Genomic DNA, 17,039 nt, shown 5'->3' with positions numbered 1-17,039 from the left:
AGACCCCTCGGCCCCCTCAGAACTCCAGTGACGTCATCACGTGCTTGACGCGCGTGTAGTCCTCGAAGCCGTAGGCGGACAGATCCTTGCCGTAGCCGGACTTCTTGAAGCCGCCGTGCGGCATCTCCGCGACCAGCGGGATGTGGGTGTTGATCCAGACGCAGCCGAAGTCGAGCGTCTTGGACATCCGCATCGCGCGCCCGTGGTCCTTCGTCCACACCGAGGACGCGAGCCCGTACTCGACTCCGTTCGCGTACGCGACGGCCTCGGCCTCGTCCGTGAAGGGCTGGACGGTGATGACGGGGCCGAAGACCTCCTGCTGGACGATCTCGTCGTCCTGCTTGAGCCCGGAGACCACGGTCGGCGCGTAGAAGTAGCCCTTGTCGCCGATCCGCTGGCCGCCCGCCTCGACCTTGGCGTGCGCGGGCAGCCGGTCGATGAACCCGCTGACCTGCGCGAGCTGGTTCGCGTTGTTGAGCGGCCCGTAGAGCACGTCCTCGTCGTCGGGCTGCCCGGTCTTCGTCTCGGCGGCGGTCTTGGCGAGCGCCCGGACGAACTCGTCGTGGATGCTCTCGTGCACCAGGACGCGGGTCGCGGCGGTGCAGTCCTGGCCGGCGTTGAAGAAGCCGGCCACGGCGATGTCCTCGACGGCCTTGGCGAGGGCCGCGGCGTCGAGGTCGTCGAAGACCACCACCGGGGCCTTGCCGCCCAGCTCAAGGTGGACCCGCTTGAGGTCCCGCGCCGCGGCGCCCGCGACCTCCCGGCCGGCCCGTACCGAGCCGGTGACGGAGGCCATGGCGGGGGTCGGGTGCTCCACCATCAGGCGGCCGGTGTCCCGGTCGCCCGTGATCACGTTGAAGACGCCCTTCGGCACGATCGAGCCGATGATCTCGGCCATCAGGACGGTGGACGCGGGCGTGGTGTCGGAGGGCTTCAGCACCACGGTGTTCCCGGCCGCAAGCGCGGGAGCGAACTTCCACACCGCCATCATCATGGGGTAGTTCCAGGGCGCGACCTGCGCGCAGACCCCGATGGGCTCGCGCCGCACGAACGACGTCAGCCCCTCCATGTACTCGCCGCCCGAGCGCCCCTCCAGCATCCGGGCCGCGCCGGCGAAGAACCGGATCTGGTCGACCATGGGCGGGATCTCTTCGGTGCGGGTGAGGCCGACGGGCTTGCCGGTGTTCTCGACCTCGGCGGCGATCAGGTCCTCGGCGCGCTCCTCGAACGCGTCGGCGATCTTCAGCAGCGCCTTCTGCCGTTCGGCGGGGATCAGGTCGCGCCACGCGGGGAACGCGGCCTCCGCGGCGGCCATGGCGGCGTCGACGTCCGCCGTGCCGGACAGCGGCGCGGTGGCGTAGGCCTCGCCCGTGGCCGGATTGACGACCTCGGTGGTGCGCCCGTCCGCGGCCTCGCGGAACTCGCCGTCGATGTAATTCCGTAGCGTGCGCAGCGGACGCAGTTCGGTGGTCATGGCCGGCCCTCCTGTCGGATGCCCAGATGTCCAGTTGGTCAGGTGCACGCGCCGTTCCAGGTGCGCGCCCTCAGGTGCTCGTGCTCAGGCGCGCGCCGCCAGGTGCTCGGGCGCGCGCTTTCGGGTTGTGCGGGTGTGCGGGTGCGGAGTGTCCACGGTGTGAGACGCCCGCGGGCTCCACCCTAGTCGTATGCCCAGCGGGCCCCGGGGCGTGAGCCGCGCGCACCGCGGTGGAGGGCCGGCACGGACGCTGCCCGGGAAGGCCGCGCCCGGCGCGGGCCGCCCGGCCGGACTCGGCCCCTCTTTCGGGTGAGGCGGCGGTGCCCGCGGTTGCGCGGCGCTGACCCGTGTGAGCTGGGCCGGACGGGGGAGGGACGGCCGCGGAGCTGCCGGGCGCGGCGGCGGATGCGTGTTAAGTTCACGCCGTTTCGGGTGGAATGACGGCTGTGACCGGAAACTGAGGTGTTCGCCATGGAGGCCCCGCCGGACAACGACGTGCTCAAGGCCCATGCCCTGAACGTCACGTACCACGGCTCCCCCGCACTCGCCGAGGTCTCCCTCGGGGTGCTGGACGGCGAGATCCTGGCGGTCAGCGGCCCCCGCGGCAGTGGCAAGACGACCCTTCTGCGGTGCCTGTCCGGACAGCTCGTACCGGACAAGGGCGAGGTGTGGTTCCGCAACACCGGCGTGCACACCCTGGGGCAGGCGGCACGGGAGCGGCTGCGCCGCGAGCGGTTCGGCTGGGTCGGCCCCCGCCCCGGTCTCGTGCCCGAGCTGACCGCCTGGGAGAACGCCGCGCTGCCCCTGCTGCTGGGCGGCACCGCGCACCGCACGGCCCGCGCCGCCGCCCTGGAGTGGCTGGGCCACCTGGACATCGCCCACTGCGCGCGCAAGCGCCCGTACGCCCTCAGCCAGGCGCAGCGGCAGCGGGTGGCCGTGGCCCGCGCCCTGGTCGCCAGCCCCACGGTGCTCTTCGCGGACGAGCCGACCGCCCCGCTGCACCACGCCGACCACGACCACGTCCTGCGCACGGTGCTGACCGCGGCACGCGCGCGTGGCATCACGGTGGTGCTGGCCACCTCGGAGACGCGGACGGCCGCGCTCGCCGACCGTTCGATGTCGCTCCTCGACGGGCGGGCCACCGGAGGGCTGCCCTACGGCGCCGGGGCGGAGGGCGAGGCCGCGTGCTCGCTCTCCGTCTAGCCCGCGGGGCCCGTCCCGCCGTCCAGTTCCGCAGGCTGCTGGTGGTGCTCGCCGCGGGCGGCACCGGCCTTCTGCTGCTGTGCACCCTCGGATACGCGCTGGGCCACCCGGGGACGCCGGCGAACGCCCTCTTCAGGCTGCTGTGGTGCCTGGCCCCGCTGGTGGCGACGGTGGGCCTCGCCGTCGCCGTCGCCCGCAGCGACCCCGGTACCGGGGCACGGTCCGCGCTGTTCGCGGTCGGCCTCGGGCCGGCCCGGCTCACGGTGCTCTCCGCGCTCTCCGCAGGGCTCTACTGCGCCCTGGGGTCGCTGCTCGCGCTGCTGCTCTTCCTCGACCTGCGCGGGAACCTGGGCGGTCTGCCGTTCCACGGCGCCGCCGACGGGCTGCTCGCCGCGGACCGGACGCTGCCGCTGGCCGCCGTGCTCACCCTGCTCGTGCCGGTTCCACTGGCCGCCGCCGGTGTCAGCGCCCTCGTGCTGCGGCCCCGTCCCGGTCGCGGCCGCCAGGACCCCGGGGATCCCGAGGACCCGGAGAACGCCGACCGCCCGCCGGCGCCCGCGAGGCGCCCCGCGGGTCTGGCCACGGGCGTCGCGCTCCTCGCCGCCGGCTTCGCCGCCGAGTTGTGGGCGGCGGGCGGCACCGAGAAGGCCAAGAAGCCCTCGGACGGGCTGCCGCTGCCGAACGGCCTGGCCCACGGCTCCCTGGGCGTCCTGTTCGGCTGGGGCCTGACGGCGCTCGGCCTCGCACTGGCCGGGCCGGCCCTCACCCATCTCGCGGGCCGGCTGCTCCAGTCGGCCAGGCCCAGCGCGCTGCGGCTGCTCGCGGGGCGCATCCTCCAGCAGGAGGCACGGCGGCTCGGCCGGCCGCTCGGCGTGGTGTGCGCCGTGGTGTCGGGCGGCTACGCGGCCGTCACGCTGTACGACCGGAAACAGCCGGGCACCGGGCCGCTGAGCCTGCTCGGGGCGGTGATCGTCGCGGGGTGCGCGTTCGCCACCCTGCTGATGGCCGCCCTGGAGGTGCGCAGGTCCCGCGCCGAGACGACGGCGGCCCTGCTGCGGCTCGGCGCGCCCGCCCGCGTACTGCGCACGGCTGTGGCCCTGCGCGCGGCGGCCCTGCTGGCCGTGTTCCTCCCGCTGACCTGGGGGGTTTCCGCGCTGGCGGCGGTCCCGCTGGGGGGCTGAGGCGGGGCGGCTGTCCCGCTGGAGGGTCGAGGCGGGGCATCGGGCCCGCTCACCGGGCGTTTTCGGCGCCTGCTCCGGTCCTCGGATCCTCCCTGTTTCCTGGTCCTTCAGGTTCTTGGCCTCTCAGGTTCTTGGCCCCTCAGGTTCTTGGCCTCTCAGGTTCTTGGCCCCTCAGGTTCTTGGCTCCCGCAAGTTCTTGGCCTCTCAAGTTCCTGGTCCCTCAGGCGTTCCCTGTGGCTTTTCGGGGCTCTCTCCCCGCGAGCTTTCGGGACCCGTAGGTGCTTCTTCGCCCGGGAGCGATGAGTTCCCGACGGCCGAACGGTCCACCACCCCGTAAGGCCGTTCCGCACCGGCCGCGCGTGCGCGCGGGGACCGGCGCGGGGGCGCACAGCGACATCCCGGGAGGGACCCCGTGTACCAGCAGATGATCTTCGTGAATCTGCCCGTGAGCGACGTCGACCGCAGCAAGAAGTTCTTCACGGAGCTCGGCTACACCCTGAACGAGCAGTTCACGACTGACGACTGCGCCTGCGTGGTGATCAGCGACACCATCGTCGCGATGCTGCTGGCCAAGGAGCGGTACCAGGAGTTCACCGACAAGCCCGTCGCGGACGCCACCACCACCTCCGAGGTGCTGATCTGCCTGAACTCCCCGGCCCGCGAGAAGGTCGACGAACTGGTGGACCGGGCGATCTCGCTCGGCGGCACCGCGTCCGGCAAGACGCAGGACATGGGCTTCATGTACGGCCGTGCCTTCGACGACCCGGACGGCCACACCTGGGAGGTCATGTGGATGGATCCCGCGGCGGTACAGGGCTGAACGGGACGGGCTCGGCACGCGCGTGCAGCGGGTCGCGGGACGGGCACCGGCGGGCGGAGGGGACCCGCCGGCGTCCGTCCACCGTCCGCATCGCGCGCGTGCCGCGCCCGTCCCCCTCCGGCCTCCGGCCCGCGCAAGGCGTCCGGCGTCCGTCCTGGACCCGGAACCCCGTACCGTCGGGATCCGCTCGCGACCCCGGGGGCCCGTGGACCGGTCCGCTCCCTAGCATGGGCGCGTGCAGCCGACTTCTGAGACCAGCCCCGCCGCCGCGCCGTCGCCCTCCGTGCCCTCGCAGGCCGGGCCGCCGCCCGTCGCCGACCCCGCGGAGAGCACCGCCTACGAGACCGACTACGAGATCGAGACGCTCGCCGAGTTCGACTCGGTGCTGGCGGCGAGCCCCGCCCTGACCGGATACCGCGTCCAGGGCGTCGACCTGACGGACCGCACGGACGCGCTGCTGACCGCCGAGGTGTCGGGCGCCGTCTTCCTCGGCTGCCCGATGGACCCGGAGGCTGCGGCGACCGTGCGCGCCGCGGGAGCGCTGGTCTTCCCGCCCGTGCCCGGCCTCCCGTTCGATCCGTACCGCGGGCTGCTGTACACGCCCGACGAGCTCTTCCAGGGGATCTCCGAGGGCTACGAGACGACGCCGGACGCGCGCGCGTACGCGTGGTTCCGGCGGACCGGCTCCGACGGCGACATCTTCTCGTCGATGCTGCGGGCCGTGCACGACGACTCCGTCTCGGACGCCCTGGACGAGCTCGTCGTGGGCGCGCGCGTGGTGGGCGTGATGGGCGGCCACGCCATGGCGCGCGGCACGGACGCCTACGCGGGCGCCGCCCGCCTCGGCAGGACCCTCGCCAGGGCCGGGTTCACCGTGGCGACGGGCGGCGGTCCGGGCGCCATGGAGGCGGCCAACTTCGGCGCCTACGCGGCCCCCTTCGAGGACGCCATGCTGGCGGAGTCGCTGGACCTGCTCGGCAAGGCGCCGTCGTTCCGCCCGTCGGTGACGGAGTGGGCCAGGGTCGCCTTCGAGATACGCTCGCGCTGGCCCGAGGGGGGCGCCTCGATAGGCATCCCCACCTGGTTCTACGGGCACGAGCCGCCGAACGCGTTCGCGGCGCACATCGCCAAGTACTTCGCCAACGCCCTGCGCGAGGACGGCCTGCTCGCCCGCTCCAACGCCGGCGTGGTCTTCCTGCCCGGCGCCGCGGGCACGGTCCAGGAGATCTTCGACAACGCCACGCCCAACTACTACGAGTCGCGCGGCGAGCCCACCCCCATGGTGCTCGTCGACCGCGCCCACTGGACCGAGCACCTGCCCGCCTGGCCCCTGCTCCAGGCGCTGGCCCGTGAGCGGTCGATGGAGCACCGGATCGCGCTCGTGGACTCCGTGGACGAGGCGCCCGAGGCGCTGGCCCGGATGGCCTGAGGGCGGGCCTGTCGGCCCGGGTCAGCCCCTGCTGGCCTGGGCTGGGCACGGGGGGATCGGCGTTCGCCTCGGCCCGGCGGCTCGGCGGCTCCGGGCAGGCTCTTCCGTCGCCTGGGTTGGGCGTGCAGTTGCCCGCGCTCCTGGCTGCCTCCGGCGAGGCTGCTTCCGCGCACGCGGTGCGAGGCCACATCCAGCTGGGGCTGCCCCGCCTTGCGGGCGGTGAGGGGGCACCTCTTCCACCCTCACCGCAGCGGGAGCGTCGCCCTCAGCCGAACGACGCCCGTTCGAGCCAGAAGTCCAGTAGCCCCCGCTCCCCCGCCACGCTCAGGCGCCCGTCGTCCAACGACCGTCTCCGGTAGAAGGCGAGCAGCACCTCGGTGAGCGGCCCCCGCAGCGCGACATCGGCCGCCGGGGCCGCCGTCGCGTCCGAGGCGCCGTGGGCACCGCCCCGGCCGCGGCTCCAGGTGAAGTCGTCCTTGTCCAGCCGGATGACCCACTCGGCGTCCAGGCCGGGTGGGGCGTCGGTGGCGTCCAGGAGCAGGGAACGGCCCGCGCCGTCCTCGGGGACGACACCGGCGCCGCTGCCCGGGGCGACCGTGCTCTGCTTGAAGCGCACGACGTCCAGCCACTCGTCGAGTGCGTCGGCGGCCACCTCGGGTGCCACCGCGTACGGCAGGCCGGCGGCGAGGGACGCGTCGGCGCGGTGGATGACCAGCTCGTGGGTCATGCGGCGGGCCCAGAAGCCCGCGGTCCGGTCCGGGGACCAGCTCCACACGTCGGCCTCGGCCCCGGCGGCGCGCAGCGTCTCGGCCGCCATCTCGGCGGTCTCGGCGAGCCAGTCGTCGAGTGCCTCGGGGCCCTCCTCGTCGGGGCCGCCGGCACCGGGCACGCTGCCGTCCGGAACGTCCTCCGGTGCCTGGGTGCGGACCATCAGCTCGACCCAGCGCAAGGCCCCGCCAACGTGCCGCACCAGGTCGTCCAGGGTCCATCCGGGGCAGGTCGGAACCGGTGCCGCGAGGTCGGTCCCGCCGGTCAGCGCCTCCCGCAGGAGCCGGGTCTGTTCGACCACCTCGGCGCAGTACCGCTCGTGGCCGAGCCCGTTCGCGAGCCGCGCCGCGCGCAGCTCACCGTCCGGAAGTGTCATGCACGCACCCTACGCGCGGTCACGGCAGCACGACGATGTCCGCGGCGTCGAACACCACGCCCACCTCGGCCCCGGTCTCCGGCGCGTCCGCGAGCGGACGGGCCGCCTCCAGGCGGGGGCCGTCGCCGCGCGGGGCGAGCCGGACGGCGACGTGGCTGCCGCGGAACGTACGGGCCGTGACCGTGCAGGCCAGGCCGTCCGCGACCGGCACCAGGCGCACGCCCGTCGGGCGGACCAGCAGGCGGCACCCGCCCTCCGGGGTGCCGACCGGGACCGGCAGCTTGCCCCACGGGGTCTCGGCGACCTCGCCGGTGACCCGCGCGTCGACGACGTTCTCGAAGCCGAGGAAGCGGGCCACGAACGCGTCGGCGGGCCGCTGCCACACCGTCAGGGGCGTGCCCGACTGGGCGATGCCGCCGTCCCGCATGATCACGACCCGGTCGGCGAGCGCGAAGGCCTCGCCCTGGTCGTGGGTGACGGCGAGCACGGTGGTGCCCAGTTCCCCGAAGAGTTCCCGCAGCTCCACCACGAGGCGTTCGCGCAGGGTGCGGTCGAGCTGGCCCAGGGGCTCGTCCAGCATCAGCAGCCGGGGCCTGGGCGCGAGCGCGCGGGCCAGCGCGACCCGCTGCTGCTCGCCGCCGGAGAGCGAAGTCACCGCGCGTCGCTCGGCTCCGGGCAGTCCGACCAGCTCCAGCAGCCGGGCGACGCGCTCGTCCCGCTCGCGGCGCGGCACGCCGTGCATCCGGAGCCCGAAGGCGACGTTGCCGCCGACGTCGCGCCCCGGGAAGAGCTGGTGGTCCTGGAACATCAGGCCGACGCCGCGCCGGTGCGGGGGCACGTCACGCTGGTCGCCGCCGGCCAGCAGCACCCGTCCCGAGTCGAGCGGCTGGAGACCGGCGACGGCCCGCAGCAGCGTCGACTTGCCGCTGCCGCTGGGGCCCAGCACGCACACGATCTCGTGCTCGGCGACCGTGAGGTCCACCCCGTCCAGCGCGGGCCGCGCGGCCCTGCCGAACCGGACGGTGGCGGCGTCGAGCGTGAGCATGCGCGGCTCTCCCGCGTCCGTCCGCGGTTCTTCCGTGTCCGTCCGCGGTTCCTCCGTGAGCATGCGGAACTCTCCCGCGTCCGTCCGCGACTCTTCCCTGGGCTTCCGCGGCTCTCCCGCGGCCGTCCGCGACTCTTCCGTGGGCATCTAGAACTCTCCCGTGTGGTCGGTCCTGACGCGTTCGAGCAGCAGCAGCGCCAGCGCGCAGACCACCATCAGCACCACCGAGAGCGCCATGGCCTGCCCGTAGTTCAGGTCGCCCGCCCGGCCCAGCAGCCGGGCCACGGCCACGGGCAGGGTGGGCTGGTCGGGCCGGGCTATGAAGACGGTGGCGCCGAACTCGCCGAGCGAGACGGCGAACGCGAATCCCGCGGCCGTGAGCAGGGCCCTGCGCACCATCGGCAGGTCCACCTCGCGCCAGACCCGCAGGGGCGACGCGCCGAGCACGGCCGCGGCCTGGCGCAGCCGGTCGTCCACGGCGCGCAGCACGGGCAGCATGGTGCGCACCACGAAGGGGGCGCCGACGAGGGCCTGTGCGAGCGGCACGAGGATCCATGACGACCGCAGGTCGAGCGGGGGCCGGTCGAGCGTGATGAGGAAGCCGAAGCCGACGGTGACGGCGGACACCCCGAGCGGCAGCATCAGCAGCGCGTCGAACCCGCGCAGCAGCGCCCCGGCGCGCCGGCTGAGCGCCGCCGCGGCGAGCCCGCCGATCACCAGGGCGATGGCGGTGGCGGCGAGCGCGTACTCCAGGGAGTTGGCGACGGCGTCGATCGGCGGTACCAGGAAGGCGCCGCTGTCCGCGGAGGCCAGCGCCCGGTAGTAGGCGAGGCCGTAGCCGCCGGCGGTGTGCAGGGAGCGTTCGACGAGGACCCCGAGCGGCAGCAGGAGCAGCAGGCCGACGGTGGCGAGGACGCCGCCGAGCAGGGCCCACTGCGCGGCGCCGCGGGGCCGCTGGGCGGTGCCCGCCGCGTCCACGAGATGCAGGGCGCGTTCGCGGCGCCGGACCGTGACGGCGTGCACGGCGAGGATGGCGCCGACGGCGACGAGTTGCAGCAGGGTGAGCACGGCTGCGGCCGGCAGGTCGAACAGCTCGGCCGTCTGCCGGTAGATCTCCACCTCGATCGTGGAGAAGGTGGGGCCGCCGAGGATCTGCACGATCCCGAAGGACGTGAAGGTGAACAGGAACACGATGAGGCCGGCCGCGGCCACGGCCGGCGCCAGCGCGGGCAGGGTGACGGTGCGCCAGGCCGCCGCCCGCGAGGCGCCGAGCACCCGTGCGGCTTCCTCCTGACGGGGGTCGAGCTGGCCCCACAGGCCGCCGACGGTGCGGACGACGACGGCGTAGTTGAAGAAGACGTGCGCGAGGAGGATGGCCCACACGGTGGTGTCCAGGCGGACGCCCCACAGCTGGTCGAGCAGGCCGCCGCGGCCGAGCAGCGCCAGGAAGGCACTGCCCGCCACGACCGTGGGCAGCACGAACGGGACGGTGACCACGGCGCGCAGCAGCCGCTTGCCCGGGAAGTCGAGCCGGGCGAAGGCGTAGGCGCCCGGCAGGGCGAGCACCAGGGTGAGGGCGGTGGACGCGAGAGCCTGCCAGACGGTGAACCAGAGCACGTGCCCGGTCCCGGGTCCGGTGAGCACCTCGCCGATCCGCCCGGCGTGCCACGCACCGCCGTCCCGCAGGCCGCGCGCCACGATCTCGACGAGCGGGTAGGCGAAGAAGACCGCGAAGAACGCGACGGGCAGCACCATCAGGCCGAGGCGCAGGGCACCGGCCCGCCGGGCGCGGGGCCCGCCCGCCAGGCGCGTGCAGGGGCGCCGCCCGCCGGCACCCGAAGGCCGGAGGCACGCCCCGTCCTGGAGGGGCGACCCACCCTGGAGGCTCACCCCGTTCTGAAGAGGTGCCCCATCCGCACCGGACCCGCGGCCGCCCTGACTGTCGTCCGTCACTTCAGAACGAGGGACGTCCATGTCCTGACCCACTCGTCACGGTGCTGCGCGATCTCGTCGGGCGGCATCGTCTGCGGGGTGGCGACCCGCACGGCGTACTTCCGGTAGTCGGCGGGCGCCTGCGCCTTCTCGTTGACCGGGTCGACGAACATGTTCAGCGGCATGTCGTCCTGGAACCTGGTGGATATGAGGAAGTCGATCAGGGCCTTGCCGCCCTTGGGGTTCTTCGCGTGGGCGAGCAGGCCGGCGTACTCGATCTGGCGGAAGCAGGTGCCGGTGGCGACGCCGGTCGGCGCGGTCCTGGGCTGGGGGTGCGCGTAGATCGCCTCGGCGGGCGGCGACGAGGCGTAGGAGACGACGAGGGGGCGGTCGCCGCCGGCCTTCTTTCCGCCGGCCGAGCCGGAGAACTCCTCGTTGTACGCCTGCTCCCAGGTGTCGACGACCTTCACGCCGTTGCCCTTGAGCTTCGTCCAGTAGGCGGGCCAGCCCTTGCCGCCGTACCGGGCTGCGCTGCCGAGCAGGAAGCCGAGGCCGGGCGAGGAGGTCGAGGCGTTCTCGGTGACGAGGAGGTTCCGGTAGGCCGGCTCTGTGAGGTCGGCGAAGGTCGCCGGGGGCTTCACGTGGTGGGAGGTGAAGTAGGCCTTGTCGTAGTTGACGCAGATCTCTCCGGTGTCGATCGGGGTGACCGCGTGGTCGTGGCCGGGCAGGGACTCGGGGCGGACCTGGTTGAGGCCGGCGGCCTGGTAGGGCTCGAAGAGGTGGTTGTCGAGCGCCCGGCTCAGCAGGGTGTTGTCGACGCCGAAGAAGACGTCGCCCTGGGGGTTGTCCTTGGTAAGGATGGCTTTGTTGACGGCCTCGCCGGCGTCGCCGTCCTTGAGCACCTTGACCCGGTAGCCGGAGGTCTTCTCGAACGCCTTGAGCACGCTCGCGGACGCGGCGAAGGAGTCGTGGGAGACGAGGGTCACGGTCTTGGAGTCCGATCCCGATGACCCGCTGCCGGAGTCCGAGCAGGCGCCGAGCGCGCCGATGCCCAGTCCGGTGGCCAGCGCGACGAGCGCGGCCTTCTTGATGGTGCTCACTGGATTCCTCCTGGTCTGACCAGGAGAAGACGCGGCCCCGCCGCCAGGGCCCCGCGGGGCCGGCTCCCCGCTCTTCGGGGCAGCCCCGTCCCGGGGCGATGGCGGGGCCCAACAGCTGGAGTGGTGACCGAACTTCCTACCCGGAGCGCGGGGCGCCGCGAAGCGCACCCGTGCCCCCGACGGCGAGGTTCAGAGGGTCTGCGGCAGCGCGCCCGGAGCACCCGGAGGTGTCCACGCGTGCCGCACTCTCAGCGCTGTGGCGCTCCCCTGTCGGAATAGTGCAGTTGTGTGTCGTGCGGGCATGTGTACGGAGTCAGCGTACAAGTTCAGCGCTCGGCACCCGCGAGTTGTCCACAGGCACCCTCGATCTCCTGGCCACGGGTGTCGCGGACCGTGACGGGCACGCCGTGGGCCGCGATGGCGGCGACGAAGGCGTCCTGGTCCTCGGGACGTGACGCGGTCCACTTGGAGCCGGGGGTGGGGTTGAGCGGGATGAGGTTCACGTGGGCCCGCTTGCCCTTGAGCAGCCGGCCGAGCCGGTCGCCGCGCCAGGCCTGGTCGTTGATGTCCCGGATGAGGGCGTACTCGATGGAGACCCGGCGGCCGGACTTCGCCGCGTACTCCCATGCCGCGTCGAGCACCTCCCGGACCCTCCAGCGGGTGTTCACGGGCACGAGCGTGTCGCGGAGCTCGTCGTCGGGCGCGTGCAGCGACACGGCGAGGCGGCAGCTGAAGCCCTCGTCGGCGAACCGGTGCATGGCGGGCACCAGGCCGACGGTGGAGACGGTGATCCCGCGCTGCGACAGGCCGAGGCCGTCCGGCTCGGGGTCGGTGAGGCGGCGGATGGCGCCGATCACGCGGTTGTAGTTCGCCAGCGGCTCGCCCATGCCCATGAAGACGATGTTGGACAGCCGCGCGGGGCTGCCCGTCCCCCCGGCGTCCCCGCCGCCGATCTCGCCGTCCCGCAGCGCCCGTATGCCGTCGACGATCTGGTGGACGATCTCGGCGGTGGACAGATTGCGGTCCAGGCCGGCCTGGCCGGTGGCGCAGAACGGGCAGTTCATGCCGCAGCCCGCCTGGGAGCTGATGCACATGGTGACGCGGTCCGGGTAGCGCATCAGGACGGACTCGACGAGGGTGCCGTCGAAGAGCCGCCACAGGGTCTTGCGGGTGGTGTCGCCGTCACAGCTGATGTGCCGCACCACGGCCATCAGGTCGGGCAGCAGCGCGTCCCGGAGCCGGCCGCGCGAGGCGGCGGGGATGTCGGTCCACTGGCCGGGGTCGTGCGCCAGGCGTGCGAAGTAGTGCTGCGAGAGCTGCTTGGCACGGAACGGCTTCTCCCCGAGCGCGGCAACGGCCTCCTTCCGCTGGGCGGGCGAGAGGTCGGCGAGGTGCCGCGGGGGCTTCTTGGCCCCGCGGGGAGCGGCAAAGGTGAGTTCTCCGGGTGCAGGCATGGTGTCGTCCAGTGTCGCATGAGCGGCATGGGCGCCTGCCCCGATCGCCCTTGTGACGGTCGTCATCGGTAGCGGTTGGTCGCTGTCGGCCCCGCGACCGGCGACCGGCGACCGGCGACCGGCGACCGCAGGGTGCGGCCAGCCTCAGTTCAAGTGGGGGGTTGTCTCCATGGTCGTGTCGCGGGCGGGGCGGTTGACTTCCAAAAGCGCCGTGAAGCCGCGACGAGTGAGCACGGCGGGTGGGGCCGCAACGGCCCCGACGTGCGTCCGTTCCGAGGGAGCCGAGGGAGTCATATGAACATGTCCGTGCGGGCACTGGGTGTCGCGTTAGCCCTTGCCATGAGCGTCACGTCGTCCGCGCTGGTCGCGCCGCGGGCCCTCGCCGGGTCCTCCGGCACCGCCTCGGTGCAGCGTGCGCTGGACCGGCTGACCCGCGACGACGGGGCGCCCGGAGCGCTCGCGGACGTGCGCACCAAGCACGGGACCACCGTGCTGACCAGCGGCGTCGCGGATCTGGAGACCGGCGCGGCGATGCCTGCCGACAGCGACTTCCGCATCGGCAGCATGACCAAGACGTATGTCGCGACGGTCGTGATGCAACTCGTCGGCCAGGGCAGGGTGGCGCTCGACGCGCACGTGGAGCGCTACCTGCCCGGCGTCGTGCGCGGCCACGGCAACGACGGCCGGAAGATCACCATACGGAGCCTGCTCCAGCACACCACCACGCTGCCGGAGATCCTGGAGTACTACACGCCGCAGGACATCCTGGCCGACCGGTACGCGCACCACGATCTCGCCGACCTGCTCGCGATCCCGCTGGCGCACCCGCCGGTGAAACCCGACACGCCCGGCCAGTTCCGCTACTGCAACACCAACTACCTGGTGCTCTCGATGCTGATCGAGAAGGTGACCCACCACCCGTACGGCACGGAGATCAAGCGGCGCATCCTGACGCCGCTGGGCCTCGGCTCCACGTCGGTGCCCGGTGACGAGGTCACGATCCCGAGACCGCACCCGCGCGGCTACGTGCGGACGGCCGCCGGCGCGGATCCGATCGACGTGACGGAGTTCAACCCCACGGCCGCCGCGGGCGCCGGCGACATGATCTCCAGCGGCTCCGACATGTCGACGTTCCTCGACGCCCTCCTGAGCGGGCGGCTGCTGCACCGGGCGGAACTGGCCGAGATGATGGGCGTGACGCAGACCGGGCACTCGGACGGCGGCGCGTACGGGCTGGGCCTGGAGCAGTGGTCGCTGCCGTGCGGTGGCGTCTTCTGGGGGCACCAGGGCGACATACTGGGCTTCCAGACGATGAGCGGCGCCACGACGGACGGCCGCCAGGCCACGGTCATGGTCAACGTGGACCCGGGCGGCCCGGACGCCCAGGACGACGACGTGCAGGACGCGGTGACGGCGGCGCTGTGCTCGTGAGCGCCTGACCGGCCGCTCGGTGTGCCGTGTACCCGCCCGCCTCAGCTTCCGCGGGTCGGCGCCCGGCGACCCACGCCAAGGGCCCGCTGCCCCGCGGGACAACGGGCCCCAGCCGGGGTCACCGCTCAGTTCGCTCCGACGAAGATCACCATCAGCAGCCACACCACCGGCGCGGTCGGCAGCAGGGAGTCCAGCCGGTCCATGATGCCGCCGTGACCCGGCAGCACGGTGCCCATGTCCTTGATGCCAAGATCGCGCTTGATCATCGACTCGCCGAGGTCGCCCAGGGTGGCGGACACGGCGACCGCGAGGCCCAGCAGCAGGCCCTGCCACCAGGTGCCCCTGTCGATCATCAGCTGCATGCACAGCGCGCCGGCGATCATCGCGGCGGTCACCGCGCCGATCAGTCCCTCGCGGGTCTTGCCGGGGCTGATCCGGGGGGCGAGCTTGTGCGACCCGAAGCGCCAGCCGACGGCGTAGGCGCCGGTGTCGCTGACGACCGTCAGGATCAGGAACGTGAGCACCCGCCGCGGCCCGTCGTCGGCGCTCAGCAGCAGCGCGACGAACGTCGCGAGGAACGGCACGTAGAAGGCGGCGAAGACGCCCGCGGTGACGTCCCTGAGGTAGCCCTCGGGTGGCTGCGTCATCCGCCACACCAGGACGGCGAGCGCGGTGAGGGCCACCGCCGCCCATGCGCCCTCGGTGTCGCGGACGTACCCGGCCACCACCATCGCGGCACCGCCGACGACGAGCGGGACCAGAGGGGCGTTGATGCCCTTGCGCTCCCGCAGCCGCGAGGTGAGCTCCCACAGGCCCACGACGACGGCGGCGACGATCACCCCGACGAAGACGGCCTTCACCACGAACAGCGCCGCGAGGATCACCACGCCGAGTCCGAGGCCGACCCCTATGGCCGCACCCAGGTCACGGCCGGCGCTCTTCTTCTGCTGCGGGCCCGGGGCGGGCGCGGGAGTGTTGGGCATGGGCTCCTGCGGGGTCTGCGACGACTGCGACGGCACTTCGCGGAATGCATCGTACGCAGGACCCGTCCGTGCTGCCCGTTCTGCGGAGCCCGGCTCGGTCGGGAGCAGCGGGCCGGCGTATCCGGTCCGGGACGGCGCTCCCCAGGATGAGTCGTTCATCAGACCTCGAGCAGCTCGGATTCCTTGTGCTTGAGCAGCTCGTCCACCTGGGCGACGTACTTCGCGGTGGTGTCGTCGAGCTCCTTCTCCGCGCGGCGGCCCTCGTCCTCGCCGACCTCGCCGTCCTTGATCAGCTTGTCGATGGCCTCCTTGGCCTTGCGGCGCACCGAGCGGATCGAGATCCGGGCGTCCTCACCCTTGGTCTTGGCGACCTTGATGAACTCCTTGCGGCGCTCCTCGGTGAGCTCCGGGAAGACCACCCGGATGATGTGGCCGTCGTTGCTCGGGTTGACGCCCAGGTCGGAGTCGCGGATGGCCTGCTCGATGTTGCGCAGGGCGGACTTGTCGAACGGGGTCACCACGGCCATCCGGGGCTCGGGCACGGAGAACGAGGCGAGCTGGTTGATCGGGGTCATCGCACCGTAGTAGTCGGCCACGATCTTGTTGAACATCGCCGGGTGCGCACGGCCCGTGCGGATCGCGGCGAAGTCCTCCTTGGCGACCACGACGGCCTTCTCCATTTTCTCCTCGGCCTCGAGGAGGGTCTCTTCGATCACCACTTGCTCCTGCGTGTCTTGAGCTGGCCCGGCTTCGCACGGGCTGCGGCCGGCTGCGTCGTGTCTGTTGCCTGCACGGTGTCCTTCCGGCAGGCCTTTGTCCATCCCCCCAGGGGGCCGATTCCCGGCCGCGTACCCGGCTCCCCGGGGCACACGTCGGGTACCCGGGCGCGGGCTCGGTCAGGCCCGGCTGCCCTGATCGCTTACGAGGGTGCCGATCTTCTCACCCCGGACCGCCCGCGCGATATTCCCTTCCTTCAGAAGTTCGAAAACGAGGATGGGCAGCCTGTTGTCGCGGCAGAGCGTGACGGCGGTGGCGTCGGCGACCCGGAGGTCGCGGGTGATGACCTCGCCGTATTCGAGGGCGTCGAACTTCACCGCGTCGGGGTTGGTCTTGGGATCGGAGTCGTAGACGCCGTCGACGCCGTTCTTGCCCATCAGCAGGGCCTCCGCGTCGATCTCCAGGGCGCGCTGGGCGGCGGTGGTGTCGGTGGAGAAGTACGGCATGCCGGTCCCGCCGCCGAAGATCACCACACGGCCCTTCTCCAGGTGCCGCACCGCCCTCAGGGGGATGTACGGCTCGGCGACCTGTCCCATGGAGATGGCGGTCTGCACGCGCGAGACGATGTCCTCCTTCTCCAGGAAGTCCTGGAGGGCGAGGCAGTTCATGACCGTGCCGAGCATGCCCATGTAGTCGGAGCGGGCCCGGTCCATGCCGCGCTGTTGCAGTTCCGCGCCACGGAAGAAGTTGCCGCCGCCGATGACGACGGCGATCTGCGAGCCGTCGCGCACGACGGCCGCGATCTCGCGAGCGATCTTGTGCACCACGTCGGGGTCGACGCCGAGCCCTCCCCCGCCCGCGAACGCCTCACCGGACAGCTTCAGCAGGAATCGGCCGGGCACTTTGCCGTCATCGCCGTGATCGCCCTGGGCGGCCTTGGTGGTCATGGTGATCTCCTTGTGGTGCGCAGACGAAGAAGGCCACTGCCGGTGGGTGATCCCGCATCCCATGCACGGCAATGGCCTCCTCGTCGGATCTGCGTTCGTCCGTCACGTACGGCCCCTGGCGTGTTCGCCGTACGCGGGCGACTGCTGGGTCGACCCTAGCGGGGTCTTCCGCGTGTCCG

At 72.8% G+C, this 17,039-nt stretch carries 14 protein-coding genes; 5 read left to right on the top strand and 9 right to left on the bottom strand.

Annotation, left to right across the window (positions count from 1 at the left end; translation table 11 throughout):
• Window positions 1-16: 16 nt before the first annotated feature.
• The gene (locus Sm713_RS09315; protein WP_212909170.1) at window positions 17-1,474 is read right to left on the bottom strand and encodes a gamma-aminobutyraldehyde dehydrogenase; all 1,458 of its coding nucleotides are present in this window, start codon (window positions 1,472-1,474) and stop codon (window positions 17-19) included.
• A 471-nt stretch (window positions 1,475-1,945) separates the two neighbouring features.
• Here Sm713_RS09315 and Sm713_RS09310 point away from each other — a divergent pair, with 471 nt between their 5' ends.
• The 4 genes from Sm713_RS09310 (at window position 1,946) to Sm713_RS09295 (ending at window position 6,107) form a co-directional block, all read left to right on the top strand.
• Entirely contained in the window at window positions 1,946-2,677 is a 732-nt protein-coding gene (locus tag Sm713_RS09310) for an ABC transporter ATP-binding protein (RefSeq protein ID WP_212909169.1), read from the top strand.
• Window positions 2,659-3,858: a hypothetical protein gene (locus Sm713_RS09305; RefSeq protein WP_212909168.1), complete on the top strand. Its 1,200-nt coding sequence runs from the start codon at window positions 2,659-2,661 to the stop codon at window positions 3,856-3,858. The genes Sm713_RS09310 and Sm713_RS09305 overlap by 19 nt, the downstream gene beginning before the upstream one ends.
• 412 nt (window positions 3,859-4,270) lie before the next feature.
• Entirely contained in the window at window positions 4,271-4,678 is a 408-nt protein-coding gene (locus Sm713_RS09300) for a VOC family protein (protein WP_212909167.1), read from the top strand.
• 355 nt (window positions 4,679-5,033) lie between these two features.
• Window positions 5,034-6,107 carry an LOG family protein gene (locus tag Sm713_RS09295; RefSeq protein ID WP_249416544.1) on the top strand — a complete coding sequence of 358 codons (1,074 nt, stop codon included), beginning with the start codon at window positions 5,034-5,036 and terminating at the stop codon, window positions 6,105-6,107.
• Window positions 6,108-6,372: 265 nt separating this feature from the next.
• On the opposite strand, the gene Sm713_RS09290 is transcribed toward Sm713_RS09295, so the two are convergent.
• The 5 genes from Sm713_RS09290 to rlmN form a co-directional block, all read right to left on the bottom strand.
• Window positions 6,373-7,251 (bottom strand): maleylpyruvate isomerase family mycothiol-dependent enzyme, encoded by an 879-nt coding sequence (locus Sm713_RS09290; RefSeq protein ID WP_212909166.1) that lies wholly within the window; start codon window positions 7,249-7,251, stop codon window positions 6,373-6,375.
• Window positions 7,252-7,270: 19 nt separating this feature from the next.
• Window positions 7,271-8,296 (bottom strand): ABC transporter ATP-binding protein, encoded by a 1,026-nt coding sequence (locus Sm713_RS09285; RefSeq protein WP_212911889.1) that lies wholly within the window; start codon window positions 8,294-8,296, stop codon window positions 7,271-7,273.
• Between the two features lie 147 nt (window positions 8,297-8,443).
• The gene (locus tag Sm713_RS09280) at window positions 8,444-10,051 is read right to left on the bottom strand and encodes an iron ABC transporter permease (protein ID WP_212909165.1); all 1,608 of its coding nucleotides are present in this window, start codon (window positions 10,049-10,051) and stop codon (window positions 8,444-8,446) included.
• Window positions 10,052-10,245: 194 nt separating this feature from the next.
• The gene (locus Sm713_RS09275) at window positions 10,246-11,328 is read right to left on the bottom strand and encodes a thiamine ABC transporter substrate binding subunit (RefSeq protein WP_212909164.1); all 1,083 of its coding nucleotides are present in this window, start codon (window positions 11,326-11,328) and stop codon (window positions 10,246-10,248) included.
• A gap of 326 nt (window positions 11,329-11,654) precedes the next feature.
• Window positions 11,655-12,782, bottom strand: coding sequence for a 23S rRNA (adenine(2503)-C(2))-methyltransferase RlmN (rlmN, locus tag Sm713_RS09270; protein WP_212909163.1), 1,128 nt, complete (start codon window positions 12,780-12,782; stop codon window positions 11,655-11,657).
• A 300-nt stretch (window positions 12,783-13,082) separates the two neighbouring features.
• On the opposite strand from rlmN, the gene Sm713_RS09265 reads away from it, so the two are divergent.
• Complete coding sequence (locus Sm713_RS09265; protein WP_212909162.1) at window positions 13,083-14,213, top strand: serine hydrolase; 1,131 nt, start codon at window positions 13,083-13,085, stop codon at window positions 14,211-14,213.
• Between the two features lie 125 nt (window positions 14,214-14,338).
• On the opposite strand, the gene Sm713_RS09260 is transcribed toward Sm713_RS09265, so the two are convergent.
• From Sm713_RS09260 to pyrH, 3 genes are all read right to left on the bottom strand, one after another.
• Window positions 14,339-15,355 carry a phosphatidate cytidylyltransferase gene (locus Sm713_RS09260; protein WP_212909161.1) on the bottom strand — a complete coding sequence of 339 codons (1,017 nt, stop codon included), beginning with the start codon at window positions 15,353-15,355 and terminating at the stop codon, window positions 14,339-14,341.
• On the bottom strand, window positions 15,355-15,912 hold the full coding sequence (gene frr / locus Sm713_RS09255) for a ribosome recycling factor (protein WP_212909160.1): 558 nt from the start codon (window positions 15,910-15,912) through the stop codon (window positions 15,355-15,357). Before frr ends, Sm713_RS09260 begins: the two co-directional genes overlap by 1 nt.
• A 180-nt stretch (window positions 15,913-16,092) precedes the next feature.
• Entirely contained in the window at window positions 16,093-16,860 is a 768-nt protein-coding gene (gene pyrH, locus Sm713_RS09250) for a UMP kinase (protein ID WP_212909159.1), read from the bottom strand.
• Window positions 16,861-17,039: the final 179 nt, after the last annotated feature.

Origin of the sequence: Streptomyces sp. TS71-3 (genome assembly GCF_018327685.1) — a bacterium.
GTDB lineage: Bacteria > Actinomycetota > Actinomycetes > Streptomycetales > Streptomycetaceae > Streptomyces.
The sequence above is the reverse complement of the archived record's forward strand: the minus strand, read 5'-3'. Positions and strand labels throughout refer to the sequence as shown.